Annotated in this window: 20 protein-coding genes and 4 pseudogenes; 12 read left to right on the forward strand and 12 right to left on the reverse strand. The window is 65.2% G+C overall.

Annotation, left to right across the window (positions count from 1 at the left end):
* Nucleotides 1-111: 111 nt before the first annotated feature.
* Nucleotides 112-1,854: a PEP-utilizing enzyme gene (locus GON09_RS25585; protein WP_213934808.1), complete on the reverse strand. Its 1,743-nt coding sequence runs from the start codon at nt 1,852-1,854 to the stop codon at nt 112-114.
* A 375-nt stretch (nt 1,855-2,229) separates the two neighbouring features.
* Between GON09_RS25585 and surE the strand changes: the two genes are divergently transcribed.
* Nucleotides 2,230-3,015, forward strand: a complete 786-nt coding sequence (gene surE / locus GON09_RS25590) for a 5'/3'-nucleotidase SurE (protein WP_213934809.1) — start codon at nt 2,230-2,232, stop codon at nt 3,013-3,015.
* Nucleotides 3,016-3,225: 210 nt separating this feature from the next.
* Here the strand turns inward: surE and GON09_RS25595 are convergent, their stop codons facing one another.
* Both GON09_RS25595 and GON09_RS25600 read right to left on the reverse strand, forming a co-directional pair.
* Nucleotides 3,226-3,858, reverse strand: coding sequence for a MarR family transcriptional regulator (locus GON09_RS25595; RefSeq protein ID WP_213934810.1), 633 nt, complete (start codon nt 3,856-3,858; stop codon nt 3,226-3,228).
* Between the two features lie 56 nt (nt 3,859-3,914).
* Nucleotides 3,915-5,423 carry an AMP-binding protein gene (locus GON09_RS25600; RefSeq protein ID WP_213934811.1) on the reverse strand — a complete coding sequence of 503 codons (1,509 nt, stop codon included), beginning with the start codon at nt 5,421-5,423 and terminating at the stop codon, nt 3,915-3,917.
* A gap of 151 nt (nt 5,424-5,574) precedes the next feature.
* On the opposite strand from GON09_RS25600, the gene GON09_RS25605 reads away from it, so the two are divergent.
* The 6 genes from GON09_RS25605 (at nt 5,575) to GON09_RS25630 (ending at nt 12,396) form a co-directional block, all read left to right on the forward strand.
* Nucleotides 5,575-6,777: a cytochrome P450 gene (locus tag GON09_RS25605; protein ID WP_213934812.1), complete on the forward strand. Its 1,203-nt coding sequence runs from the start codon at nt 5,575-5,577 to the stop codon at nt 6,775-6,777.
* Nucleotides 6,770-8,200 (forward strand): aldehyde dehydrogenase family protein, encoded by a 1,431-nt coding sequence (locus tag GON09_RS25610; protein ID WP_213934813.1) that lies wholly within the window; start codon nt 6,770-6,772, stop codon nt 8,198-8,200. The genes GON09_RS25605 and GON09_RS25610 overlap by 8 nt, the downstream gene beginning before the upstream one ends.
* On the forward strand, nt 8,197-8,988 hold the full coding sequence (locus GON09_RS25615) for a coniferyl-alcohol dehydrogenase (protein ID WP_213934814.1): 792 nt from the start codon (nt 8,197-8,199) through the stop codon (nt 8,986-8,988). Before GON09_RS25610 ends, GON09_RS25615 begins: the two co-directional genes overlap by 4 nt.
* Nucleotides 8,985-10,496, forward strand: a complete 1,512-nt coding sequence (locus GON09_RS25620) for a pyruvate, phosphate dikinase (protein WP_213934815.1) — start codon at nt 8,985-8,987, stop codon at nt 10,494-10,496. The genes GON09_RS25615 and GON09_RS25620 overlap by 4 nt, the downstream gene beginning before the upstream one ends.
* A gap of 66 nt (nt 10,497-10,562) precedes the next feature.
* Complete coding sequence (locus GON09_RS25625) at nt 10,563-11,309, forward strand: TetR/AcrR family transcriptional regulator (RefSeq protein WP_213934816.1); 747 nt, start codon at nt 10,563-10,565, stop codon at nt 11,307-11,309.
* 46 nt (nt 11,310-11,355) lie between these two features.
* A complete protein-coding gene (locus tag GON09_RS25630) occupies nt 11,356-12,396 on the forward strand; it encodes a ferredoxin--NADP reductase (protein ID WP_213934817.1) in 1,041 nt (346 codons plus the stop codon).
* A 188-nt stretch (nt 12,397-12,584) separates the two neighbouring features.
* On the opposite strand, the gene GON09_RS25635 is transcribed toward GON09_RS25630, so the two are convergent.
* The 3 genes from GON09_RS25635 to GON09_RS29035 all read right to left on the reverse strand — a co-directional run bounded on the left by GON09_RS25635 (nt 12,585) and on the right by GON09_RS29035 (nt 14,052).
* Nucleotides 12,585-13,154, reverse strand: coding sequence for a hypothetical protein (locus GON09_RS25635; RefSeq protein ID WP_213934818.1), 570 nt, complete (start codon nt 13,152-13,154; stop codon nt 12,585-12,587).
* A gap of 190 nt (nt 13,155-13,344) precedes the next feature.
* Nucleotides 13,345-13,647: an IS3 family transposase gene (locus GON09_RS29030; protein ID WP_374195407.1), complete on the reverse strand. Its 303-nt coding sequence runs from the start codon at nt 13,645-13,647 to the stop codon at nt 13,345-13,347.
* Between the two features lie 51 nt (nt 13,648-13,698).
* A complete protein-coding gene (locus GON09_RS29035) occupies nt 13,699-14,052 on the reverse strand; it encodes a transposase (protein ID WP_374195408.1) in 354 nt (117 codons plus the stop codon).
* A gap of 240 nt (nt 14,053-14,292) precedes the next feature.
* Between GON09_RS29035 and GON09_RS25645 the strand changes: the two are divergent.
* Nucleotides 14,293-14,481 (forward strand): annotated as a pseudogene (locus GON09_RS25645) (AAA family ATPase); the annotation flags it as partial.
* 64 nt (nt 14,482-14,545) lie between these two features.
* Here the strand turns inward: GON09_RS25645 and GON09_RS28800 are convergent.
* From GON09_RS28800 to GON09_RS25670, 5 genes are read right to left on the reverse strand one after another with little or no spacing between them, the layout of a single operon-like run.
* Nucleotides 14,546-14,965, reverse strand: coding sequence for an OsmC family protein (locus tag GON09_RS28800; protein WP_307854543.1), 420 nt, complete (start codon nt 14,963-14,965; stop codon nt 14,546-14,548).
* Between the two features lie 38 nt (nt 14,966-15,003).
* Entirely contained in the window at nt 15,004-16,341 is a 1,338-nt protein-coding gene (locus tag GON09_RS25655) for an LLM class flavin-dependent oxidoreductase (protein WP_213935219.1), read from the reverse strand.
* A gap of 50 nt (nt 16,342-16,391) precedes the next feature.
* Nucleotides 16,392-17,471, reverse strand: a complete 1,080-nt coding sequence (locus GON09_RS25660) for an NrtA/SsuA/CpmA family ABC transporter substrate-binding protein (protein WP_213934820.1) — start codon at nt 17,469-17,471, stop codon at nt 16,392-16,394.
* Between the two features lie 40 nt (nt 17,472-17,511).
* Nucleotides 17,512-18,264 (reverse strand): ABC transporter ATP-binding protein, encoded by a 753-nt coding sequence (locus GON09_RS25665; RefSeq protein WP_213934821.1) that lies wholly within the window; start codon nt 18,262-18,264, stop codon nt 17,512-17,514.
* Nucleotides 18,261-19,100 (reverse strand): ABC transporter permease subunit, encoded by an 840-nt coding sequence (locus GON09_RS25670; protein ID WP_213934822.1) that lies wholly within the window; start codon nt 19,098-19,100, stop codon nt 18,261-18,263. The genes GON09_RS25665 and GON09_RS25670 overlap by 4 nt, the downstream gene beginning before the upstream one ends.
* Before the next feature lie 218 nt (nt 19,101-19,318).
* Between GON09_RS25670 and GON09_RS25675 the strand changes: the two genes are divergently transcribed.
* The 4 genes and pseudogenes from GON09_RS25675 to GON09_RS25685 form a co-directional block, all read left to right on the forward strand.
* Nucleotides 19,319-19,954: a GntR family transcriptional regulator gene (locus GON09_RS25675; protein WP_213934823.1), complete on the forward strand. Its 636-nt coding sequence runs from the start codon at nt 19,319-19,321 to the stop codon at nt 19,952-19,954.
* Between the two features lie 1,575 nt (nt 19,955-21,529).
* Nucleotides 21,530-21,688, forward strand: a pseudogene (locus tag GON09_RS28530) (NAD(P)H-dependent flavin oxidoreductase); the annotation flags it as partial.
* Nucleotides 21,689-21,863: 175 nt separating this feature from the next.
* Nucleotides 21,864-22,073: a three-helix bundle dimerization domain-containing protein gene (locus tag GON09_RS25680; protein WP_244867027.1), complete on the forward strand. Its 210-nt coding sequence runs from the start codon at nt 21,864-21,866 to the stop codon at nt 22,071-22,073.
* Between the two features lie 1,047 nt (nt 22,074-23,120).
* Nucleotides 23,121-23,231, forward strand: a pseudogene (locus GON09_RS25685) (aldehyde dehydrogenase family protein); the annotation flags it as partial.
* 215 nt (nt 23,232-23,446) lie between these two features.
* Here GON09_RS25685 and GON09_RS29120 read toward each other — a convergent pair.
* A pseudogene (locus tag GON09_RS29120) lies at nt 23,447-24,499 on the reverse strand (IS110 family transposase).
* Nucleotides 24,500-25,073 lie beyond the last annotated feature (574 nt).

The following is a 25,073-nucleotide window of genomic DNA, read 5'->3' on the forward strand; positions in this document are numbered from 1 at the left end:
TGTCAAGTCGCCGTGGCCGAAACAGCCACGGCGAAGCAATGAGGATGACGATGATCGAACGGCGTTTCGAGTGGGTCGAGGGATCAACCCGTCGACCCACCCGAAGCGTGGTCAGTCGAGACCGAGAACTGTCACCACACCGGTAGCGCCGTCGACCTCGATCAGGGCACCGTCGGGGATACGTTTGGTCGCATCGGTCGCCGAAACGACGCACGGGATGCCGATTTCGCGGCTGACGATCGCTGCGTGCGAAAACGGAGCTCCCACATCGACGACCACTGCCGAGGCGGCGACGAACAGCGGCGTCCAGGACGGATCGGTGATCGGAGCGACGAGAATTTCACCGGGCTCGAGTGCGGACGGATCGTCGGGTGTGGTCAGCACGCGGGCGTGACCACGAACGGTTCCGGTGCACCCGGAGACGCCGGTGATGGTCTCCCCCACCGTCACTGTGGTGTTCGTTGCTGCTGAACGTCGCTCCCAGGTGTCGAGTGCCGGCACATCACCGGCCACGACGAAGGGAGGTTTGAAGTCGAACAGTTCCAGGTAGCTGCGTTCGCGTTCGCGCACGATGTCGGTGTATTTGGCGGGATCGGCCAGATAGTCGTCGAGTTCGTCGGCGAAGAGCATGAAGATCTGTTCGATGCTGTCGAGCGCTCTCGATTCGACGCCACGTCGACCCAACTCGCGTGCGGGCAGTCGGATCTCGTGGATCACCATGGCCGCTGTGGTGCGTGCGCGCTCACGTCCGCGCTGCCAGAGGGCAGCAGCGTTGAGGGTCGCCTCGAACTGCGCCGAGGCCTCGGGGTCGGCGGAGAGGTTCTCGCGGATCGCAGCTGCCGCGCTTTCTCGTTCCTGGGCTCGGATCGCGTTCTTGCCGTCGGGGGCTTCGGCATCGTCGACCTGACGCATCCGGTCTATGGTGCCCAGCGCCAGTTCCGGTTTGACGCCCCAGGTCTGGGCCCGGATCTCCCACTCGGCCGGGCCACGGAAGTCCCAATCGGCGAGGAAATCGTCGAGGTCGGCCAGGAAGGAAGCTGCGACCGGATCGTCACTGTCCGCCAACCGGTTGTAGAGCCCGTTGATGCCCTGGTCGAACAGTGCAGCGACTTCGGGTGCCTGGGCGGCACGGCTGAGGGTCCACATGCGCTTGGAGGGGACTGTCGAATCGACGTCGCCGATACCACTGACCAGGATGAGTGCGAGTTCGGGCTTGCCGACCTCCGCGGCGACCTGGGCGATGGCCCCGAGGCCTACACCCGATTTGAGGCTGGCTTCGATGTGGTGCTTGAACAGTCGGCGCAGGAGGGGGTCGAAGGAGCAGATGCGCTCGCGTAGCTCCTGATCGGTCAGGGTTGTCATGTTTGGGCGTTCGGCGCGGAGCTTGAGGACCTCGTCGCGGTCTGCGTCGTATGCGGGCAGGCCGGTTGCCCCGATCACCTCTTCGAGCAGCCATGCGCCGGCTGTTTCTTCGAACGCGGAATCCTGGTCGAAATCGCGTTTTTCGCTGTCGTAGCTGGGGATTCCGGGCATGTCGCCGAAGTACTGCAGGTCGACCGCTTCGGGAGACATGCCGGGTACGCGGACACCGAACAGGCGCATGAGCGACATGTTGATGTAGAGGTAGCTGCCGAAGGCCGGGAGGATGTTCTTGTCGACGGTGGTGTCGTAGAGATCGTGATTCCACACCCGGCACGCGACGAAGGCATCCCGCCATCCGGGCTCGAGGCTGTGCTGGAAGCCTGCCGAAGCGTTGAGCGGGCTGATGGGGTCGGGAAAGATCTCGCCCACGTTCGCTCGCGAGTACAGCGGGAACACCTTCGAGACGGTGTCGTTGATGGGCCACTCAGCCATGCGATTCCTTCTTCCAGGACAGGAGTGTTGGGAGGGTTCGACCAGCGCCGGCACGTACGCCGACCTCAACTTTTAGCGACTCAGTATTCACATTCTTATGTGAGTCGAATCACGATGTCAAGACGTTCGATGTTGCGAGTACGCACACCGATACCGCGCTGCGTAATGCAGGCGCCTGCAACCGGAAGCAGCATGACCCGCACTCACCCCGATTCTTGCCTTCACGACCTCCAGTGCTTGCGGGCCATCCCGCACCATTCCCGAAACCGGACGGACGAGCAGGTATGGACAAAAGTGTGAACGGTCAGTCACAATCTTGGCAGTGCCGATTGCTGACGTCCGAGCGCGGAGGTCGGCGGGAAGGAGAGCGCTCGGATGCGCATTTTGGTGACCAACGATGACGGGATCGACGCGCCGGGGTTGCATGCGCTGGCTCAGGCCCTCGCCGCAGACGGACACGAACTGATGATCGCGGCACCGGACGTCGAGTACAGCGGAAGCGGCTCATCGCTCGGAACACTCGAACACGGTGCTGAGATCGCATACACCCAGCGCAACTTCGATGCACTTCCGAACGTCCCGGCGATCAGCCTCGAGGCACCTCCGGCCTTCGCCGTGTTCTGTGCCTGCGCCGGCATCTTCGGACCACCACCGGAACTGGTCGTCAGCGGAATCAACCCCGGTCACAACACGGGCAAGATGATCATGTATTCGAGCACGGTGGCCTCAGCGCTGAGCGCAGCGGGGTTCAACGTGCGCGGCCTTGCGGTCAGCTGCGGATTTCCCCCCGACCACCGCTTCGACACCGCCGCCACGATCGCGGTAGAAGCTGTGCAATGGATGATCGATCGCAGCGCGCCGCAGACCGTGCTCAACATCAACGTGCCGGATGTCGACCTCAGCGAGGTGAAGGGCGTGCGTATGGCCCCCCTGGCATCACGAGGTCTTCTCGGATTGTCCTTCGACAAGGGCCCGGATGTGATCCGGCTGCTGCGCTACGCCAATACCGAGCGCCTGGGGACCGATACCGATTCTGCGCTGGTCCGGGACGGTTACGTCGCGGTCAGTGCACTCGGGACAATCGATGCGCTCGAGCCGATTCCGGATGTCGCCGCCTATCTCGAAGCCGGTTTGCCCCTCGCATCGGCACTCGAGATCTGATCGGTGTGCTCGGCCGCGCAGGCGAAGGGTCTGCCGGACGGCCGCTCCGGCGCGGCGCCCGCAGCCAGCACCGTCCATCGCCCCTGCCGATCGCATACGACAGGCGTATGCGGTCGGCAGGCGGCGTCTTTGAGGTATCCCTCTTCCGGTGAACGAGAAGGTGCGGGGTCAGTCCCTTGCCGGACCGACCCCGCACCTTCTCGTAGCAGCTCAGCCTTCGTCCGCCGCCCCACGGACGCGGCCCGAACTCAGGATGAGATCTTCGTGCAGTTCCATCCAGATGTCGTGGTAGCTGTCATAGAGCGGGCGGGCGAACGCGGCGTTGTCCCCGCCACGGACCCGCTCGAGCGCAGCGGACAATCGCGGTAGGTATCGACCGAACCGAGGCAGAGATTCCGCCAGTTGCTGCAGCGGCGGACGCAGCGCCGCGTCGGAGGTGGCGAGCTGTTCGATGACCTGCGCGTCGTATGCCGCGTCGGTGTGATCGTTGGGCTGGTCGTCGCTGCGCATCTGCCAGCGCTGGCACACCTGCTTGAACTCGGAATTGACCGGCAGGAAGACAGCATAGAACTCGTCGAGGGCATCCGCCGCCGAACGGGTCTCGTCGTTCTCAGCGAGGAGCCGGCGGTGTTCTTCCTTACCGGCGGGCGTGAGCATCGAACCGGCCATGCGACCTTCCCTGCGCACGACGAGACCCTGTTCGACCAAGGGAGTCAGCAACTCCGGCAGATCGCCGACGGGCACCCCGGACAGAGCGCTGAGAACAGCGTCGTTGGCCAGCCCTTTCACGCGCAGCGAGTGAACGATGTCGAACGTCGACGGCTGATGTTGGGTGTGGACCATCTCGAAGCTCCTGGTGATCGAAGGTGGTGGCCGGTCGGCACGATACGAGTCCGTGATCAGGAACCGACCAGATACAGCGAGCGAAGTGCTTTCTTGTTGAGTTTTCCTGTCGGGAGGCGGGGAAGATCGTCGACGAAGTCGATCGATTTCGGTGCCTTGTAGGCTGCCAGCACGCTCTTGCAGTGATCGATCAGGGCGGCGACGGTGTCGTCGTCTGCAGGCACGTTCTCGTGCAGCTCCACCACGGCCTTGACCTGTTCGCCGAATTCCGGATCCGGAACGCCGAATACCGCGGCGTCGGCGACTGCAGGGTGACGCAAGAGCGCCGCTTCGACCTCTTCCGGGTAAATGTTGACCCCGCCGGAGATGATCATGAAGCTCTCGCGGCCAACGAGGTAGAGATATCCGTCCTCGTCGAGGTATCCCCGATCGCCCATACTCTTCCAGGTGCTGGGCGCGGTAGCGTCCCGGTCGTTGACGTAGGCATTCGACGTCGGCGGTTCGAACCAGACCCGCCCGATTTCATCGGGTCCGAGCGGATTTCCGTCTTCGTCGGTGATATGAACCTGGGTCCCGCCCAGGGGACGGCCGACAGAGCCGGGGCGCTCGGCAGACTCCCGAGCGGAGATGTAGGTGTGCCCGTAGCCCTCGGAGGCGCCGTAGTACTCGTGCAAGATGGGTCCCCACCACTGGTTGATCCGGTCTTTGACGTCCACCGGGCAGGGAGCGCCGGAAGTGACCGCCGTCGTGTGGGTGGGTGAGAGTTCGATCGAGTCCCGCTCGGGTAGGCGCAACATGCGCAGCAGCATGGTTGGGACCCATTGCGAGTGGGTGACTCCATGCACCCTGATGGCCTCCAGGGCAGCAGCAGGATCGAACCGCTCCATGCACACGACCGTTCCGCCGGCTGCCATGGTCATCAGCTGGAAGGTGAAGGGGGCAGCGTGATAGTTCGGCGCGGGTGAGAGCAGTACCGTCGTGCCGCCGATACCCAACTCGGCGGCAAGCCCCGCGTGCCGCACCGGTGCCTGCGAGGGATGGACATCGAGGAGCTTCTGCCGAAACGCTTTGGGCCTACCGGTGGTGCCGCCGCTGTAGAGCACGCGGGCACCGAAGCGCTCGTCGGCGATCGGAGTGCGCGGGTGTTCCGCGAGCGCTGCGGCTACATGTTCGAAGTCGGTGCCGGGGTCTGTACACAACACCACTGTGTCGTGCCCGGCGGGCAAGGCGGTGGCCACGGTGTCCGCGAGCATCGCGCTGGTGACCAATACGGCCGGTGCCGCCTCCTCGAGGATCGCCGACAGCTCTCCTGCAGTCAGGTGCCAGTTGACCGGGGTCACGAACAGTCCGGAGCGCATTCCGGCGGCCACGACCACGGGCCATTCGATGCGGTTCTCCATCATGAGTACGACACTGTCCCCGGTACGCACGCCGCGCGTGCGTAACAGGTGGGCGAGCTGGTTGGATTGTTCGTCGAGCTGGCGGTACGTCAGCGACGCACCCGAGCCGGCCATGACGAAGGCGAGCGAGTCTGGGTGTTCGGCTGCGATGGTGGGTGGGTACACGGGGCCTCTTTTGCGAACGATTCGTCACATATTGATCTCAGGCTACAAGTGGATTCATAGTCTTACAAGGGGTGTTCTCAAACCGCTCGACTTGTGGTTTAGTGAAGTTGTCGTCACAAACCACGTGACCTCGGCCACGGGAGGTATCCACATGACCACCAGCAGCGACATCGACCTGATGAACCTGCAACCTTTCGCAACCGGATACGCCGACGAGATCTTCAAAGACCTCCGCGACCACGATCCGTTGCACTGGAACGCCGAACCGGACGGTCCCGGTTTCTGGTCGGTCACCCGCTATGCCGATGTCAAGGCCGTCGCCTCCGACTACGCAACCTTCACCGTCACCGAAGGCACTCAAATCGCCAGCCGCCGGGCCGAAGGCGAGGGAGCGCGCAGCATTCACCACGTCGATCCCCCGGAACACGGCCCCTTGCGCAAGATCGTCACCCCCTCCGTCCGTCCCGCGAAGGTCAAGAACCTGACCCCGGACATCGAAGCCGTCATCGACGAATTACTCGACAAGACCGTCGGCGCAGGTCCGCTCGACTTCGTCGCCGAAATCTCCTCCCAGCTCCCACTGGTGATGATCGGCCGCCTGCTCGGCGCCCCCCTCGAGGACTGCCCACACCTGCTGCGCTGGACCAACCAGATGGCCTCGGAGGACCCCGACTATTCCGAGGGACCCGAAACGGCGGTGCGCGCCCGCGACGAAGTCTTCACCTACTTCCGCGGCCTCGAGCAACAGCGCCGAGCCTGCCCCGCCGATGACCTGGTCAGCATCCTGACCGCCGCCGAGATCGACGGCGTTCCCCTCTCCCGCGGCTACCTCGACGCCTACTACCTCATCCTGATGGTCGCCGGAAACGAAACCACCCGCAATCTGCTCTCCGGTGGTGTGCTCGCGTTGCACGAGAACCCCCAGTGGTGGCAGATGCTCCGCGAAAATCCCGGCAAGATCCGCACCGCCGTCGAGGAGATGGTGCGCTGGGTCTCCCCCGTGCTGTCGATGCGCCGCACCGCCACCCGAGACGTCGAGATGCACGGCAAGACCATCAAAGCCGGCGACAAGGTCGTCATGTGGTTCTGCTCGGCCAACCGCGACGAACGCGCCTTCGACGACCCCCACGTCTTCCGACCGGACCGATTCCCCAACGAGCACGTGGGATTCGGCTGGGGTGAACATGCCTGCCTCGGCGCCAACCTCGCCCGCCTCGAAGCCAAGCTGTTCTTCACCAAACTCGTCGAGCGGGGCATCGACATCTCGGTGGTCGGCGAGCCGAAGCGGCTGCAGAGCAACTTCTTCCGGGGCATCAAGACCCTGCCGGTAACCCTGGAGCAGACCCATGGCTGATACCTTCGCCCCTGCCCGTTGCCTGATCGACGGTCAATGGTCCACTCCCCCAGGACCAGTGGTCGAGGTGATCGACCCCTTCACCGAGACGGCAATCGGACACGTCGCCGATGCCGGCGCCGAACTCGTGGACTCCGCGGTGCGCTCCGCCCAAGCGGCCCACCGGTTGTGGTGCCGCACCGACGTCGACGAACGCGCCGCCGTCCTCGAACGGACCGCAGACCTGCTCGAACGCGACGGAGAGACGATCGCCGCGGTGGTGACCCGGGAGATGGGCATGCCGATCTCCCTGGCGCGTGTCACACAGGCCGAACTGCCGGCCGCGGTGCTACGCGCGACCGCCCGAGCAGCACGCACCCTCGACTGGAATACCGACATCGACGGTGCCACCCTGCTGCGCCGCGGCAGCGGCGTCGTCGGCGCCATCACCCCGTGGAACATGCCCGTCCACCAGATCGTCGCCAAAGTGTCCGCCGCCCTGGCCGCCGGTTCGACCGTGGTGCTCAAGGCATCGGAGATGACCCCCTACGACGCCGAGATGCTGGCGGGACTGTTCCTCGAGGCAGGACTGCCCGCCGGCGCGTTCAACCTCGTCACCGGCGTCGGGCCGACCACCGGTGCGGCGCTGGCCGGACACGACACCCTGGCACACATGTCGTTCACCGGCAGCGTCACCGCCGGCCGCGCCGTTGCCGCGCTCGCCGGGCAAGCATTGACCCGCTGCACCTTAGAACTCGGCGGCAAGTCCCCCGCCGTGATCCTGCCGGATGCAGACCTGCCCACGGCAATTCCCGGCGCCCTCGCCTCCGGTCTGGTCAACTCCGGTCAGGCCTGCAATGCCCCCACACGTCTTCTGGTGCCGCAGTCTCTGGTCGTCGAGGTCACCGAACTCATCCGCGCTGCAGTCGCCGAGCACACCCTCGGCGATCCCACCGATCCGGCGACCAAGCAAGGACCACTGGCCTCCGCCCGCCAACGAGACCGAGTCCTAGACTATGTCGCCGGCGCCGTCGACGCAGGCGGAGAACTACTCACCGGGACGGGCAAGCCCTACGACGGATCGGCCACCGGTTTCTTCGTCGAGCCGACCGTCATCACCGGCCTGAACGAGAACGCCCGGGCCGTCCGAGAAGAGATCTTCGGTCCCGTGATCGCACTGCAGACCTACACCGACATCGACGACGCCGTACGGATCGCCAACGACAGCGCCTACGGACTGTCCGCGGAAGTCTGGTCCGGTGATACCGACCGGGCCCGCGCCGTCGCGAGCCACCTCGACGTCGGCCAGGTCAAGATCAACGGCGTACGCACCCGCACACGCCCCGCAGTGCCGTTCGGCGGAGTCAAGAATTCCGGCTACGGCCGCGAACTCGGTGCCCTGGGAATCGAAGAGTTCACCGATGTCACGGCGGTGATGGCATGAACGCCCCCATCGTCGTCACCGGAGCCGGCTCCGGGATCGGTCTCGCCGTGGCCGAACAACTGCACCGGGCCGGCACACCGGTCATCGGGCTGGATCGCCGCAGCTGCCCGCTCGACGGTGTGCACACCGTCGAGTGCGATCTTTCCGACCCGGCGTCGATCGATGCCGCAGCAGCAGAACTGCCCACGGTGATCGCAGCACTGGCGAACGTCGCGGGGGTACCCGGCACCGTTCCGGCGCAGACGGTACTTGCCGTCAATCTGCTCGGCGCCCGCCGATTGACCGAGACGCTGCTCCCGCGGATGGCCGGCGGTTCCGCCATCGTCAACGTCGCTTCGGTTGCAGCCAATCGCAATACCCAATCCCCCGAAGCGATCGACGAACTTCTGCGAGTACGGGACATCGAAGCGTTGGAACACTGGCTGCGCGCACATCCGCTCGACGGCCCCGCCGCCTATGACACCTCCAAACGGGCACTCGTCGACTGGACCCAACTCCTCGCCGCGAAACTGACCGGGCGCGGAATCCGCGCAGTGTCCGTCAGCCCCGGCCCCGTCGAAACACCCATCCTCGCCGACTTCGAGGCCAGCATGGGCACCGAAGCGATGCAACGATCCCAGGCCGCCGTGGGCCGACACGGATACCCCCACGAGATCGCGGCAGTCGTCGCGTTCGCGCTCTCCCCCGCCGCGTCCTGGCTCAACGGCATCGACATCCCCGTCGAAGGCGGCCTGTACGCCACGCGCGCCGCCGCCAATTCCCCCGTATTCGAAGGACTCACACCATGACTTCCTCCGCGCCGACCTCACCGGTGACTGCCGTGTCCGATGTGATCTTCCTCGACGGCACCTTCCCCGGCAGCCGAGACCTGCTCGGCGGCAAGGCATACAGCGTCAACAAGATGCAAGCGATGGGACTACCCGTCCCTCCCGCCTTCGCATTGCCGACCCACGTGTGCGCGATCTACCACGACAACGGCCGGGCCCTGCCCGAACCGATCTGGCAGGACGTCCTCGAGCAGTTGCACCGGCTCGAAGCCGACACCGGACGTACCTTCGGGGCAGAACCGTCGCCTCTGCTGGTCTCCGTGCGCTCGGGTGCTGCCCAATCCATGCCCGGCATGATGGACACCGTCCTCAACCTCGGCCTGACCCCCCAGCTCTGCCGGGTCCTCGCCGACGAAACCGGTGACCAGCAGTGGGCCGACGACACCTGGCAGCGGTTCCGGCACAGTTACGCCTCCATCGTCGCTGGCGATCCCACCGCCGAACCACCGGCCGATCCATTCGAACAGCTGCGAGCTGCGATCGGCGCGGTATTCGACTCGTGGACCAACGACCGAGTCAAGGCCTACCGCGCCCGCCACAACCTCGGCAATGGGGCCGGGACCGCAGTAACGGTGCAGGCCATGGTCTTCGGCAACCGTGACGAGCACTCCGGCACCGGCGTGATGTTCAGCCGCAACCCCGCCACCGGCGAGAACACGCTCTACGGCGAGTGGCTGAGCCGAGCACAAGGCGAAGACGTCGTCTCCGGCGAAAAGACCCCGTCCCCGCTTCCCACAGTCTCCGAAATCCTGCCGGAGATCTATCCGCAACTCGAACAGGTTGCCACGATCCTCGAGCATGAACACCGCGACCTGGTGGACATCGAATTCACGGTCGAAAGTGGCCGCCTGTATGTCCTGCAGTGCCGCGCCGGCAAGCGGTCTCCTCGCGCAGCTGTGCGTATCGCGGTCGATCTGGTGCGAGAAGGCGTCATCGAGCCCAAGGAAGCCCTCGCCCGTATCTCGCCGGAGCAGGCAGCCGCGCTGGCCGACAATCACGGTGTGCACGAGCACCACCTGGTACTCGCATCCGGTATCGGAGCAGGCCCGGGTGCCGCGGTCGGGCACGCCGTCACCGATGTCGACGAAGCACGCACCCTCGCCGAGGCCGGCACACCGGTCGTCCTGGTCCGGCCGTCGACCGCTCCCGACGACGTGCCCGCAATGTTCGAGTCCGTCGCCGTGGTCACCGAACTCGGCGGCAGCACCTCCCATGCAGCGCTGGTGTGCCGCGAGATCGGTCTTCCTTGTGTGGTCGGCGCCGGAGCAGGCACGATGACGGCCCTGGCCGGACGCGTGGTTACCGTCGACGGCGCCTCCGGAACCGTCTACGACGGTGATGCGCTGAACACCGACCACTCCGGCGCCCGGGACGAGCACCTCGACGAACTGCTGAGCTACCTGCCCGGCCCGGTGCCAGCCGAACACCCACTCGCCCCTTTGACCAACACGGATCAGGAGCGCGCCTAGGATCTGCGCGCGGGTCCATCACAGACGCGATGACCTGTTCACAATCGGGAAGACGAGGAAGCAACGATGGCCGCTACCACTCCGCCAGGCCGCAGCGAACCACGCACACTCACCGAGGCCTACACCCACGCGGGGTTGACCGACCGCGGTACCAGCAGCGGCAAAAGGCCGAACAAGCGCGGTGAGGCCACTCGCGAACGCATCGTGCAAGCGGCAATCGAATGCTTCAGCGAATACGGCTACACCCGTACCCGCATTTCCGATATCACGCATCGCGCCAAGACCGCACAAGGCAACTTCTACCGACACTTCAACGACCTCGACGACGTGTTCCTGGCAGCGTTGCACACTGGTCTGCAGGAGCTCGCCGAAGCTACCGGTCGGCGAACCAACAGCAGCGGCGAACTCGAGGCCCTGATCGACGTCAACATCACGTACCTGCACGCCTACTCCCGCCACCGGCACATCCTGCGTTTGTTGCGCGAAGCCGCCGCAGCCAGCGCCAACGAGGGCTTCCAGCAGCTATGGCTGCAACTGCGCGGAGACTTCGTCGCTCGCACACGACGCTGGCTCCAGCGACTCTACGACCGCGGAGAGATCGGCGACACCGACTTCGATCTCCTGGCCGAAGCCCTAGGGTGCATGACCGAGCAAATGGCGTACGTGCACGTCGGCCTACCCGCCTCAACCCCCCGACGGGAACGCATCGACGAGCTCGGCCGTGCCCTCGGCGAATTCTGGTACCGATCTCTACCGCCCGCCATCAAGGACACCCAACTCGACTCGCGCTCCACCGCCGCGCTCGAGTCGTAACTCGACAGCACTACCTCCCGCGGTAGTGCCAGCCGAAGGAACCACCATGACCTCTCTCGCGCCCGAACTCCTCGGACACACCGTCGGTGTGCGACAGGTAATTCAGGAAACACCCGACGCCTGTTCGTTCGTCCTGGACGTCCCGGCCGAGCTGACCGAACGATTCACCTACAAGCCGGGGCAGTTCGTCACCGTCCGTATTCCCAGTGAGCGAACCGGTTCCGTCGCGCGGTGTTACTCGATCGCCAGCACCCCCGCGACAGACCAGCACATCAAGATCACTGTCAAACGCACCGCCGACGGTTACGGGTCGAACTGGCTCTGCGATCACATCACCGCCGGGGACACCCTCCACCTGCTTCCCCCCTCCGGAACGTTCGTACCCGATCGGCTCGACGGCCCCCTTCGGCTGTTCGCAGCCGGCAGTGGAATCACTCCGGTGATGTCGATCCTCAAGTCCGCGCTGGCCACCTCGACCGGCACAATTGCGTTGTACTACGCCAACCGCGACCGGGATTCGATCATCTTCGACACCGAATTGACCGAACTGGCACAGCGTTACCCGCACCGCCTCACCATCGAGCACCGACTCGAGGACGAGCACGGCCTGCCTACCAAGGACAGCATCGCGTCCTTCACCGCTGACACGGTCGACGGCGAGGTATTCATCTGCGGTCCGGCCCCGTTCATGTCGTTGGTCAAGAACACCCTCGTCACCTGCGGATACGACCGACACAGTATCCACATCGAGGAATTCCGCTCCCTCGACGGCGACCCCTTCGCTCCCATCGCACAACTGGCGATCACGGACCCAAACGCCTCCACGGTCGACGTCACGCTCGACGGAGATACTCACACCTTGGACTGGCCCGCCGATGCCACCTTGATCGACGTCATGGTCAATGCCGGCATCGATGCCCCCTATTCCTGCCGCGAAGGAGAATGCGGTTCCTGTGCCTGCACCCTCGTCGAGGGCACCGTGAACCCGGGCAACACCGAAGCGCTCGACCCCGACGACGTCGCCGACGGTTACATCCTCGGATGCCAGGCGAGGCCAACCAGCCCCACTTTACGAGTCGAGTTCTGAGACGCGAGACAGCCTTTCGCGGACCATCGATGAACCGAACCAGCAGTCCTGGTTCGGTTCATCGACACGATTGTCCGGTTGTCAGCTCTTCGTGGGAGGCGCCAGGCCATCGGGAAGCGACGACGGGACATGTGGTCCCATCGCAATGTGTTCGAAGATGCCGATGCCTTCGATGCCGTCCGAGCGTCTTACCACGCAGAGTTGTCGTGCATGGACTTTTCCCTCGCTATCGGATCGAGGTCTGCGATTCTCCATTGCACGCGGAGCACGGATTCGCGTCCATGATCTCGACCCTGCCCGCGTTGCGGATGGTAGTAACCCAGACCCTTCATCTGGAACACGGACCGCGGTTCGACCTCGACAATGAAGTCCATCGGCCCGCGGGGTCCGACTTTGATGGAAGCGTTCGACGGGCGACGGGTCCCTGGGACATAGTCGATATCGACCAGTACGTCGTCGGTACGGCACAACTCGCTGATCGGCTCGACTTCCTGGGGGTGCACACGCGGGGCACTCATAGCCAGACGCACATGGCTTACGCCATCAGGCGCTTCATGAACCGTGGCCTGAAGGAACGAGTCAGGAAAGTGCAAGACGCTCCACACGGCGTAGATCGGTTTGACTGCGCTGTTCATCATGTCTTCAGCTGTCGCTTGCCGGCGACAGGTCACCGACGCCCTGCCGGTCGAGCAGGTAGCAGATGGTTGCCCGGCCCTCGCCTCGTCGTCGGTCAGTCGACCGTCATAGGTGGCGTCCACATCGCCCTGAGCCCGAGCACGTCGGGGACCAGGCCCGTACACAGGTGACCAGCGATCGACCACCTCGCCAACCGTCACGAGCTCAGATCCAGCACCGTCGCCAGATACAAACCCACCGCCATCAACTAGAGATAGATGAGGTCACCGACGTATCGGGCGTTCGGTGCGTTTGCGGTGAAATTCCCTCGGATCAGGTCCGGCACCGCGTCCGCGTCGGGATCGGGGCGGTGATGCGCACCGATTTGCACAGGTACACCCCAACGATCCCGTGCTCACGTATGACCCGCTCGACCCGCTTGTAGTTCACCTCGATCCCGACCTCGCGCAGTTCAGCCGTGATACGTGGGGCACCGTAGATGCCGTCCGAGTCGGCGTGCATGACGCGGATCCGCGTCGCGATCTCCGCGTCGGCCCGGACGCGCTCGGCACGGACCGGCGCGGCGGCAAGCCACAGGTAGAACCTCGAGTGGGAAACGTCGAGAATCTGGCACAACCACTTCACCTTCAGCAATGTCGCGGTGGTGGTCGACGAACTGGAAGCGGCTCACCAGTTGGTCTCGCCCGCGAAATATCTCGCCGTCCTCCTCAGGATCTCCCGCTCGGTTTCGAGCTTCCGGATCTCGGTCTTGAACTGCTTGTCTTCTTCCTCCAAAACCGGACTGGGACGATATCTCCCACGCCCGGGCCGCCGACCGCGCGCCACCCCCGGGGCCTGGAGTTCGGCCGTGGAGGTGCCGGTGCGTTTGCGTGCGGCCCGCGCCCAGTTACGCAGAGTCTCGCGGCTGACGCCCAGGTCGTTGCCGATGCCGTCGAAGGTGTGGCTCGGGTCGGACAGGTACAGCGCAACGGCATCGGCCTTGAACTCCGCCGAGTACGCCTTCATCACCATCAGTGACATCTCTTCTTCTGGAACCTTCCCGACCCAGTGTTCACGAGATCCTCACTCAGGGAACCCCTTCAAGCGGCGATTGCTGCGCACCTGCCATCTCGCTGCCCTGTCGAGCCTGAACACAGTCTTACTTCACGCCGGTTCTACGACCGCACACGTGCCGGAGGAAAAAGCCACAAGTAGGCGTTGGTCCCACGTGCACGCCGGCGGATCACTACCTTGTGGGCGTTTCCGCGCGCCCCCCGCCACCGCGAACAGAACCTTCTGAAACCACCGGAGGTCTCCGAATCCCTCGATTGGGCGCGCGCACTGCTCGCCCTCGACCGCGACATCCTCGACGCGGCGACTGCCGCCGCGACACCCGGTGCCGTGCTGAAGTATCGCGAGGACATCGACCGGGTCACCCGCGCCGGACTCGACAACCAGGCCGTCGAATGAGGTCGAATGAGAATGGGGGATGACAGCGGTGGGGCGACGATCGCCGTCACCCCACCGCGGGCCGTCATTCCGTGAACAGGCACCCATTGATCGTCAGTTCGATCCCACTCCCCCGCTTGATCGTGTTGTAGATCGGGCACGCGGCGACGAACTTGCGCCCGAGCGCAACGGCGTCCTCGTACTCGACTCCGCAGACCTGGATCTCGAGCACGGTACGGTCGTACCGGGTCGGATCCACGGTGCCGCGGGTGTGGGCGGCGCGGGTGACGATCCCGTCGATCTGCAGGCCGTCCTGCTTCGCATTGTGCTCGAAGTTGGCCATCGCACAGGACGTGAGTGCGGCCAGGAGCAGTTCGCCCGCGTGCACGGCCTCACCCCCGGCGAGTCGCGAGTCGGTGACGAGATGGTTGCTGCGGGCACTGACGACGAAGCGTCCGGTCTCGGTGGTCACCGTTCCCGTGACCACCGCATCGTGCTCCGTCACGTTTCCGATCCCGGGAGCATCCGTCCGTCCGGCCGCGCTCATCCCTGAACCCCGGAACGCCGCTGCCATTCACCGGAGGCGGGGCGGGTCAGCCCGAGATTCTCCCGCAGGGTCGAGCCCTCGTACTCGGTGCGGAAGATGCCGCGCTTCTGCAGCTGTGGCACGACCTGCCGGGTGAAGGTCTCGAAGCCACCGGGCTGATAGGGCACCTGCAGGGTGAACCCGTCGGCGGCGCCGTCCTCGAACCAGTCCTGCAGACCGTCCGCGACCTCATCCGCGGTTCCGATGAAGTTACCTTCGTACCGTCCGCCGTACTGCTTGCCGAGCTGCCGCAGTGTCAACCCCTCGCGCTCGGTGATCTCGCGGACCTCGTGGTAGTGCCCGGCCACACCGGGCACCTCGACCTCGGGGAGACGCTCGTCGAGCGGGAAGGTCGAAAGGTCGACGTCGAGGTGGTATGCGAGCGTGGACAATCCACCGATCGGCGGTACCAGTTCGAAGATCTCGTCGGCGAGTTCCTTCGCGCGTGCGGTGGTGGACCCGACCACCGGCGTGATCGACGGGAGGATCTTGATCTCCTCCGGATCGCGCCCGAACGTCGCGGCCCGCTCCTTGATCTCGGTGTAGAACGCCTGCGCCGATTCCTTGGAGGCGTGGCTGCAGAAGATCACGTCCGACCAGCGGGCGGCGAAGTCCTTGCCCTTCGAGGACGCGCCGGCCTGAATGAGCACCGGATAGCCCTGCGGTGGACGGGGAACGTTCAGCGGCCCCTGCACCGAGAAGTAGCGGCCCTTGTGATCAACCCGATGGACTTTGTCGGGGTCGGCGAACAGGGGCTGCTCGACGTCGAGCACGAGGGCGTCGTCGTCCCAGCTGTCCCAGAGCTTGCCTGTCACCTCGAGGAACTCGTCGGCACGCTCATACCGCGTGGAGCGGTCGAACTGCTCGTCGAGGTTGAAGTTCCGCGCCTCGGACTCCTGGAAGGAGGTCACGATGTTCCACGCCGCACGACCACCGGAGAGGTGGTCGAGGCTGGCGAACGACCGTGCCACGGTGAACGGTTGCGCGTAGGTCGTCGAGACCGTCGCGGCGAGGCCGAGGTGACGGGTCACGGCCGCCATCGACGCGATGACCGGCAGCGGATCGATCCGCAGGGACCCGAGGGCGCCGTACCGCAGTTGCGAATCGGTGCTGCCGCCGAAACGGTCCGGCACAGAAACGATGTCGGCGAAGAAGGCCAGGTCGAACCGGCCGTCCTCGAGAGTGCGGGCCATGTTCTGGTAATAGCTCGCATCGAGCCAGCCGGGCACCGAGTCGGGCAGGCGCCACCCACCGGGGCGGCCCGGTCCCGCGGTGATGAACGCGGCGAGATGCATCTTCTTGGTCACGAGAACTCCTGACTTGCTGTGTACCGGAGAGAATCCGGTCAGACCTTCGCCAGTTCGGCGTTGACGGCGGCACGGACGGAGTCGAAGCGGCTGTCGGACAGCCAGCTCCGCACGTCGACCGTCTCCGGGTACACCCCGAGGGCGTGGAAGTTGTCGGCGAGGTCCTGGGTCCCGTCGATCGCATCGGTGTCCACCACGGTGAACTCACCTGCCCCCGAGTAGGACAGGCGGCGGTCGACGACGAGATCTCGGTAGACCTCCTTCTCGAGTTGCGAGTCGCCGAAGCCTCCGAGAGCGGCGAACTCGTCGACCGCGACGTCGGGCTGCGCCTCGATCCAGCGCTGCGCGTCGCGGACGTTGCGTGCGAGCTTCGCGGCGATCTCGGGATGCTCGAAGGCGAACTTCTCACTGGCGACGAAGAACGCGTAGTCGTAGGTCTTCACGTCGGGCAGCGTGTCGGCGTCGTGCTTGCGGCGGGCCAGCTCGATCGTGGGCTGCCAATTGATCCACGCGTCGACCTTGCCCTGCGCGAAGGCTGCCTCGGCGTCGGCGGCGGTGAGATTGCTGTACTCGATGTCGTCGAGGGTCAGACCCGCGGTCTCGAGGTACTTGACCAGGCTGTAGGTACCGGTAGTGCCCTGCTGATCGGCGACCTTGCGGCCCTTCAGATCCGCGGCGCTCCGGATGTCGGACCCCTTGGGTACGAGGATGTCGACCTCGTTGCTCGGCAGCGGGTAGGCGACGAGCGGCACGAACGGCACGTTGCCACCGATGCCGTAGATCACCGCGGTGGCGGTGGCAAAGGAGAAGTCGATGCTGCCGGCCTTGATCGCCTCCATGACGGGGAGGGATGCCGTGAAACCGGACTGGAAATTCACCGGCACACCGAGATCGGCGGAGACGTCGAATCCGCCGATGTTGTGGGAGAGCACGGCGCCGGGTTCGGCCTTGCCGTCGCCGATGAGTGCGTACCGGACCTCCGTGAGCTCACCGCCGTTCGCAGAATCGTCCGAGCCGCACGCGCTGAGGGCACCGAGGCCGGCGAGTCCGAGCGCGCCGATGCCTGCGGCACGCAGGAACCCGCGGCGGTCGAGGACGGGACGGGGCAGAGCATTCATAATACTGGGGACCTTTCGGGGGATCTGGGACAGCGAGGGGTCAGGATCCGGTCGCTGCATGTACCGCGCGGTCGGCCTCGAGCAGACCGTCGAGCAGCTCTTCCTTCCACGCCGCGAGCTGCGCATCGCCGCGGTGACGCGGGCGTGCCTGGGGCACACGGAGATCGCGCGTGATGCCCTGCGGGGTGAGCAGCAGAACGCGATCGGCGAGAACGAGTGCTTCCTCGACGTCGTGGGTGACGAGCAGGACGGTGCGCGGATGTTCGGCGAGGATGTTCTCGAGGAGCTGTTGCATCGTGACCCGGGTGATGGCGTCGAGCGCGCCGAACGGTTCGTCGAGCAGCAGGACGTCGGGGCGGTGCATCAGTGCCCGGGCGAGCGCGACACGCTGGCGCTGTCCGCCGGACAGCTCTGCGGGCCAGGCCTTCTCACGGCCGGTGAGACCGACCTGTGCGAGCAGTTCGGCGGCCTTGTCCCGCTGCCCCTTCGTGCCCAGGGTGACGTTGTCGAGCACCGACTTCCACGGCAGGAGCCGATCCTCCTGGAACATCATCCGAGCGGTCGGCCCGCCCGCCGGTACGTCCCCGATCGGAGTCATGGCGCCCGAGCTGGGTTCCTCGAGTCCGGCGAGGATGCGCAGCAGGGTCGACTTACCGACGCCGCTGGGGCCGAGGATGGCGACGAAGTCGCCGGGGTCGATGGTCAGGTCGAGATCACGGAGAACCTGGTTGTCGCCGTAGCGGCGTCCGATGGAGGCCAGTTCGAGGCCGACGAGTCCGCGGGCGGTGGTCATCGTGCCGCCTTCCGGTAGTTCGGATTCCAGCGCAGCACGCGGGCCTCGATGAAGCGGGTGATCTGGTCGGCGAGCAGGCCCGCACCGGCGTAGAGGACGATCGCGAGGACGATGCGTTCGTTGCGGAGCATCTCGCGGCCGTTCTGCGCGAGGTAGCCGATACCTTCGCGGGTGGCGATGGTCTCGGCGATGACGAGGGTCAGCCACGCGACGCCGAGGGCGTACCGGATGCCGGTGAGGATCATAGGCATCGCGCCGGGGACGATCACCTCACGGATCAATTGACCACGACCGAGCCCGTACGACCTGCCGAGCTGGATGAGCTTCTCGTCGACCGTGCGGATGCCACTGACGGTGTTGAGGTAGACCGGGAAGATCACGCCGAGGGTCACGAGCAGGACCTTGGGCATCTCCCCGATACCGAACGCCGCGATAAGCAGCGGCACGAGGGCGAGATGGGGCAGCGCGCGCACCATCTGGAGGGTGCGGTCGAATAGGCCTTCGGCGATGCGGGACAGGCCGACGGCGAAGCCGAAGGCGAGACCGATTGCGGCGCCGACGACGAATCCGACGGCGATACGGCGCAGGCTCACCAGGATGTGCGGTTGCAGTTCACCGGTCGACCACAGCGACCGCGCGGCGTCGATGACGTCCGTGGGCGGCGGCAGGATCGCCGCGGAGATCACACCGGTGCTCGACGCCCACTGCCATCCGACGAGGACGAGCACGGGCACGACCCAGGGCAGCAGGGCCGTCCAGTGCGGGGTGCGCAGGCGGCCGAGGCCGCGGCCCGGTGCCGTGACGGCGGGCGCGACGGAAACGGTGGCGTCGCTCATCGCCGGTTCCCGAGGCCGGGTCGTGCGGTGTGGTCGGTCATGTCTTCTCCCTGTCGGTGATGCGTTCGCACGGCACGCTACGTTCGAATGAACGCAAATGTCGTCATTTGTATACACATGAATTCAAAAGGTGTACAAAGCATGCACCCCGTGGTAGTCCTGGTCCGGCGGTCCGGGATCTGAGACCGGTGCCACACCAGTCGGCAGGAGGACACGAGATGGCGATCACGACGGGGAATCCGTACCGCGAACTGCGAAGACGGATCCTGGACGGGGTGCACCCGCCGGGCGATCTGCTCGTCCCCGCCACGGTGGGCGAGCAGCTGGGCGTGTCCCGGACACCCGTTCGCGAAGCCCTCATGCGCCTAGAGATCGAGGGTCTCGTGACGAAGGTCTCACGCGGATTCCGGGTCCTCGAACGCAGCCAGGAGGAGATCCTCGACATCTGCGAAGCGCGGATCGCACTCGAATCGGCCGTCGCCCTGTCCGCCGCGCAACGGCGCACCGAACTCGATCTCGCGAGACTGCGCCGCAGCCTCGACGAGGCCCGCGCAGAACGATTCCCCGCCAGCCGGCTGCGGCTGCACGCGGAATGGCACGTGGCGCTGCGACTCGCCGCCCACAACCCCACCATCGCCGAACTGATGGAACTGCTCGACGCCCGGCTGCACGTCTACGACGGCAAGGCGTCGCGAACCCCGGCGAATCTCGACCTCATCGAACGCGAACACGAGGCCCTCTACGAGGCCATCGCCGAAGGAGACGGCGAACGCGCCCAGGAACTGATGGTCGCCCACCAGAGACGCACCCGGGACCTGCGGATCGCCGAGATGGCCGAGTCGTCGAATCGCTGAGGCCTTCTCGCAAGATCTGTCGCATCCGACAACCGAGAGGTGACACGAGCAGTGCCGCCGGCGATCGAGACCCTTTGCGAGGTTCGTCAGGACGTGAGCAGGAGGACGAGTGGCCGCAGTTCGTAGATCCCCGCGGGGGATCGACTCACACCGGTGCAGCAGTTCGCCGTAGACGGCACGAATCTGGTGCGGTCCCCCACCAGTGCGTAAGCGCTGCGGTTGGCGCGGTGCGCCCACGCGCATCCGATGTCCTGTTCGGCTCGCCGCGCAGCCTCAGCTGCGCTGCGCACTGCTTCGTCACTGGCTCGTCATCAACCCGTCGAACCGCAAGGAGATCGATGCGATCGCCCATGGCCGGTACTGCTCGCCCCAGCGAGGTCGGCATTCAGACGCCACTTCACTGGCACGAACACGAGGTTCGGTCGGAGGTCGCTTATCTTTCTGTGACGATCGAGCGGTGCGTGCAGGGCGCTGGTTACCTCAACGGACGACTCTCCTGCCCCCGGGAGGAACCCGATGCGCACTGGCCGTCTCATCCTCCCCGCCTTCCGCATGGTGCTCCAGTACCGGGAGGACGGCAAAAATCTCGTCGCCGCCGAGGACACACTCGATATCCTTTATGAGGCGGAATCATCCGAGGCGACGGACACACGCCGACACCATGAGCACCCGCACACCGGTGATCACCGTCGACAGTGCGGACCTACCGGGACGCGCACCGTCACGGTCGGCACGGCGATGCGGTAATCACCTCGACCGGGGGTGTGTCGCGTAGGAGGCGGTCGCGACCGGCATGACTTGCTATGCAGGATCCGGCAAGGACTGCGCACTGAACCCCAGAACAGTGCCTCGGCGGCGAGGCCGCTTGACTCCAGCCCACATTGCGAAACAAGTAGCCACGTCAACCGCAGAACGTTGCTCACACGGCAGATGTACGCGGCCGACCCGGTTTCGGCCCGCTCGGCAACCGAGTCGTGTTCGGTCACGGACACACCCGCCAGGCGGGCGCCGGGTGGCGGCGTGCACCGCCGCGTCGAGTCGAATAGGCGCAGCAGGTCGGCTTCATCCCACCCGGCTGCGGCACCGACCCGAGTGCACCACCCACTCCACCGAACGAGCGCCATCGCCACAAATAGTGGACAACCCTCGGCCACGCGTCCAAGGGCAGCTGGTGCCGCATTGATCACGAAGCTACCCTCGCCGCACTCTGTCCAGGGCACCCGCAACGTTCCCAATGCCTATCGCACCCTGCGCGATTGCGTATTGGACAGTGCCGAGGAAGGGTCACACAGGGTACCAAGGATCACTGTCATCCATAGGAGGAAGTCTGAGTCTGCCCAAGGCGTGACGTCGTCAGAGATCCGCGGCGAAGACCTCAGCGGGATTCTCAGGCAAATGCGGGCGCCCGGCCGAGGCGTAGTCACTCCTCGCCATGGGAAAACAGCCACACGCGCGTCATCTCTGCCGAACACCTGCGTCGGGACGTGCGTTGGTCAGGCGTTGGCGAAGGACCTAGCGGGGTACAACGCTTGGTGATCGGCCGTCGCCTCCTGTCGAACGCGCGTAAGGGCTGACATCGCTTTTCCTGCCGTTCTCACCGACAAACTGCGTCTTTCTGTTGTCGCGTCCCCTGTGTTTCTTGTATCGGGACCGGAACTCGTCATCGCTCAGCGCATCTCTGGCATCGTCGGTTCGTTTCCCACGCTGAACGCAAGACCTCAAAGAGCGTTGCGATCGGAGACGGTCATTTGTGGGGAAAGGCTCGACCAATTCCCCGCCTCGTTCGTCGGCTGAACCCGTACAGGTCGCCAGTCCGGCACCGTCACAAGTCGATATGCGATGCCGCCGCGTCAGTACTGTTCATTTTTCGTTCACGTCATCGTCGTGGAGGCCGGGAATGACTTTGGCCATGAGCGACATTTACACCGACCATGAAGCACACGGTCTCGAACGCGCAGTCGCGTCACTCGTTCAGCAGTTCCCGCAACTCCCTGAAACGGTGGTACGCCAGGCCGTCGCAGAGGCTGTGCGCGCCTATCAGGGACGTCCTATCCGCGAATTCATCCCCTTGTTCGTCGAACGCCGAGCACGCCGAGCACTTGCCGCTGACAGCCACTAATCCGTATCCGTGGGTCTGTCATATGCCGTTGGGCGACACGGAGCTGTCGACCGCCGTATTCGTCGCGCCCGTAAGCCAAATCCCTGCACTGCCAACTCTGTATGACGAAACCCGGCCTGGCAACATGCTTCACGAGTCTCGGAACGTCGGTTGACATAGCGTCCATCGCCAGTTCGCTGTCGTGGTGGCAACGTGGGATTCTCAATACCGCGGCTCGGTCGCCAACGAGTAGGACGTACACGAGGCAACGGCGAGCGGGATCCGCGGCGCATCCGGATCTGCAAGGACCGTGGCGCCCTGCCCTCGGTGACAAAGCCGCATGCCACCGATAGGGCTTTCGGACGCACAAGCATAGAACGAGAGGACCTGACCCTGATCTTGGACACACGGAATCCAGCACGACCGCTCCACTGGAACGCCGACTGACCACCGATAACCAGGAACCAGGACAGAGACCACAGCACGATAGCCTTCCGACGTGGATTTCTCGCCGTTGGGTTTGATCGTCGCGTTGGCAGTGCTTATGCCCAACATGCTGCTCATTTGGTTGCCCCCGCGAGCTCCTGCACCGACGGTATCGGTGCCACACCCGTGGGGAGTGGCGGAACGGGTGGGTCAGGTGCTGTGCCTGAGCGTGCCCGCGATCACGCCCCCAGGAGCACTCGTCTGGTGGTGGTCGGTTCCCACCTTGGTCGCGCTTGCCGGATACTACGCACTGTGGGCGAGATACCTCGTCCGGGGACGAGCAGCAACGGCACTGTACCTACGATGGTGGATCTTGCCGGTGCCCATGGCAATCCTTCCCATCGCAGTATTTCTTTCCACTGCAGGGTGGTTGAGCAATCCATGGGTCGCCATTGCAACGGTAATATTCGCCGTCGGTCATGTCCCTACCTCGCTGATCGTCGCCCGAGCAGTCGGCAGTCGCACATGACCTCCTCCCACTGAGGAACGAACCACCTCCACCTGTTCCTCGCCGGGCGATGAGGAACACTTACCTCGAGCCCGAGCAACGAACACTTCAGATGCGAAAACAGCCCCTCCGATGGCTCGACCGCCGCCGGACGTGCCATCGGCCGTACCTGCGGCGAATTGCTTCGTCCGGTCACCTTAGAACTCGGCGGCACGTCCGCGGCGGTCGTGCTCGACGATGCCGAGGGCGTCGAGCTCTGCGTCTGGGAGCGGCCAGCATGCCAATGCCGGAACAACTCCATCAGATCGGTCATCGTCCACGTTCTCCTTACCACCGTCGGGCTCCTTCTAGGCCCTCGGTGGATCTTGGGAAGAAGCGAACCTGGACCAGCACCCGGTGCCCCGGTCGAGACGCCTCGAGGGTAAGCAATGACGTGACGGCCGGGGTGCCTCTCTGTTTGTCAAGCGGCTTTGACGGATTGATTCGCGCCGGGTCGATGACGACGCTTTTCGTCGGACAGCATGATGCGATCGGACAGGTGACGTTTGAGGGCGCGCCTCGCTGCAGCGGGTTTTCTGCCCTCGGCTATTTTCTTGTCGTATAGGCACGCCCGGCGCTTGCGGGCATCCGGATCTGCACCACAGCGACGGTGTAGAGCGCGCTGTTGAGCTGTCGGTCGCCGTAGCGGGAGAGGCGGTGCCGGTCGGCATCTGCGCTGGCGATCTGTACCGGTGCCGAGCCGTTGTAGTTCGCATAGACCGCCGCGGTCGGGAAGCGATCGGGCCGGCCGGTGCGGCCGATCAGCCGGGCCGCGGTCACCGCGCCGATCCCGTCGACCTCGCGCAGGCGGGTCCCGTGCTCGTCGAGCGCCTGGGACATGTGCTTCTCGTTCGCCGCGAGCTGCCCGTCGAGGCGTCGGATGTCGGCGATGAGTTCCCGACACAACCCGACCCGCATCCGGTCGACCGCGCTGCGGGCACGCAAAACCCCGCAACAGGACGGTCGCCGCAGCGGCGGTCAGCGAGGTCGGAGCACCCCCGGCAAGCAACTGTCGAAACAACGCATGGAGTTGATTCATGCTGCGAGTTCTACTGTTGGACAGATTTGTTCGTCGCTCGCCGAGGAGCCCGAGAATTTCTGCCGGACCCTCCGGGTCGACCGGGCGGGCATCGCCCTGCATCGCGGCCACACACGCCGCCGCGGCTGCGTCGATGCGGTCGTTCTTGCGGCGTCCGCCGCGGGAGAACTCGCGCACCCGGGCGGTGGCGGTGGCCGGGACGTCGACGACGAGTTCCTCGAGGACGAGCAGCCACTGGACGAGGTGATGGCCGAGACCGTGGGCGTTCTCCACCGCCCAGGTGCGCTGCGGCCACGTCTTGGCCCAGGTGATCAACATCCTGTAGCCGGCGAGGGTGGCGTCGATGCGGATCGAGCCGAGATCGGTGTTGGTGGCCGGGTCGACCGCGGTGGCGGTGTGGCTGGACTTGTGCGGGTCGATGCCGATGACGATCATGGAAGGCGGTTCCCTTCGCTGTCGGGATGGGGTTCCGCGGAGGACAATCCGACTTCAAGTACCTCTCACAGCAGCTTGGGTCACGCCTCTCGTCAGTCACTCCGCGAACGCAGACCGGAAGGGTTCGACACACCCAAGGCGGTCAACCCGACGATCCGGGCGACAGGAATTACACGAGTCAGCCCTTCCGGTCTGCTACGGAACGCTGCGGGTAGCTAACCCGGTCACGACCGCTGCCACTCATACAAGCGGATTTATAGCTTGTGCCCGAACCGTTCGCCGCCGCGTTGCGGGCGGCCAAGTCCGCACTCGACCCGGCGGGCATCTTCGACCCGGCGTCCTCATCGACCCCACCCCGGGCACAGCTCGGGCCATGATCACCACAACCGCCGGCAGCAACCCATCCTCGGGCCTGAGAGCTCGGTCGCCTCCACCGCGACTGTCATCGGGCACCTCAGCGTCGAGGCCGAAGTAGGCATCTTCTACCACGCGGTGGTGCGCCGACCTGGAATGAATGCCGATGGCCTCGGCGTCTCGGGCGCCGAGATCATCCGCACCAGGGGCTCATCTACTT

This window comes from Rhodococcus sp. B50 (assembly GCF_013602415.1).
GTDB lineage: Bacteria > Actinomycetota > Actinomycetes > Mycobacteriales > Mycobacteriaceae > Rhodococcus.

Bases quoted from the DNA above. Each gene is read 5' to 3' on its own strand.
- GON09_RS25585 (WP_213934808.1), bottom strand. From the start codon at position 1,854: ATGGCTGAGTGGCCCATCAACGACACCGTCTCGAAGGTGTTCCCGCTG.
- surE (WP_213934809.1), top strand. From the start codon at position 2,230: ATGCGCATTTTGGTGACCAACGATGACGGGATCGACGCGCCGGGGTTG.
- GON09_RS25595 (WP_213934810.1), bottom strand. From the start codon at position 3,858: ATGGTCCACACCCAACATCAGCCGTCGACGTTCGACATCGTTCACTCG.
- GON09_RS25605 (WP_213934812.1), top strand. From the start codon at position 5,575: ATGACCACCAGCAGCGACATCGACCTGATGAACCTGCAACCTTTCGCA.
- GON09_RS25610 (WP_213934813.1), top strand. From the start codon at position 6,770: ATGGCTGATACCTTCGCCCCTGCCCGTTGCCTGATCGACGGTCAATGG.
- GON09_RS25615 (WP_213934814.1), top strand. From the start codon at position 8,197: ATGAACGCCCCCATCGTCGTCACCGGAGCCGGCTCCGGGATCGGTCTC.
- GON09_RS25620 (WP_213934815.1), top strand. From the start codon at position 8,985: ATGACTTCCTCCGCGCCGACCTCACCGGTGACTGCCGTGTCCGATGTG.
- GON09_RS25625 (WP_213934816.1), top strand. From the start codon at position 10,563: ATGGCCGCTACCACTCCGCCAGGCCGCAGCGAACCACGCACACTCACC.
- GON09_RS25630 (WP_213934817.1), top strand. From the start codon at position 11,356: ATGACCTCTCTCGCGCCCGAACTCCTCGGACACACCGTCGGTGTGCGA.
- GON09_RS29035 (WP_374195408.1), bottom strand. From the start codon at position 14,052: ATGTCACTGATGGTGATGAAGGCGTACTCGGCGGAGTTCAAGGCCGAT.
- GON09_RS25655 (WP_213935219.1), bottom strand. From the start codon at position 16,341: ATGCATCTCGCCGCGTTCATCACCGCGGGACCGGGCCGCCCCGGTGGG.
- GON09_RS25660 (WP_213934820.1), bottom strand. From the start codon at position 17,471: ATGAATGCTCTGCCCCGTCCCGTCCTCGACCGCCGCGGGTTCCTGCGT.
- GON09_RS25665 (WP_213934821.1), bottom strand. From the start codon at position 18,264: ATGACCACCGCCCGCGGACTCGTCGGCCTCGAACTGGCCTCCATCGGA.
- GON09_RS25670 (WP_213934822.1), bottom strand. From the start codon at position 19,100: ATGAGCGACGCCACCGTTTCCGTCGCGCCCGCCGTCACGGCACCGGGC.
- GON09_RS25675 (WP_213934823.1), top strand. From the start codon at position 19,319: ATGGCGATCACGACGGGGAATCCGTACCGCGAACTGCGAAGACGGATC.
- GON09_RS25680 (WP_244867027.1), top strand. From the start codon at position 21,864: ATGAGCGACATTTACACCGACCATGAAGCACACGGTCTCGAACGCGCA.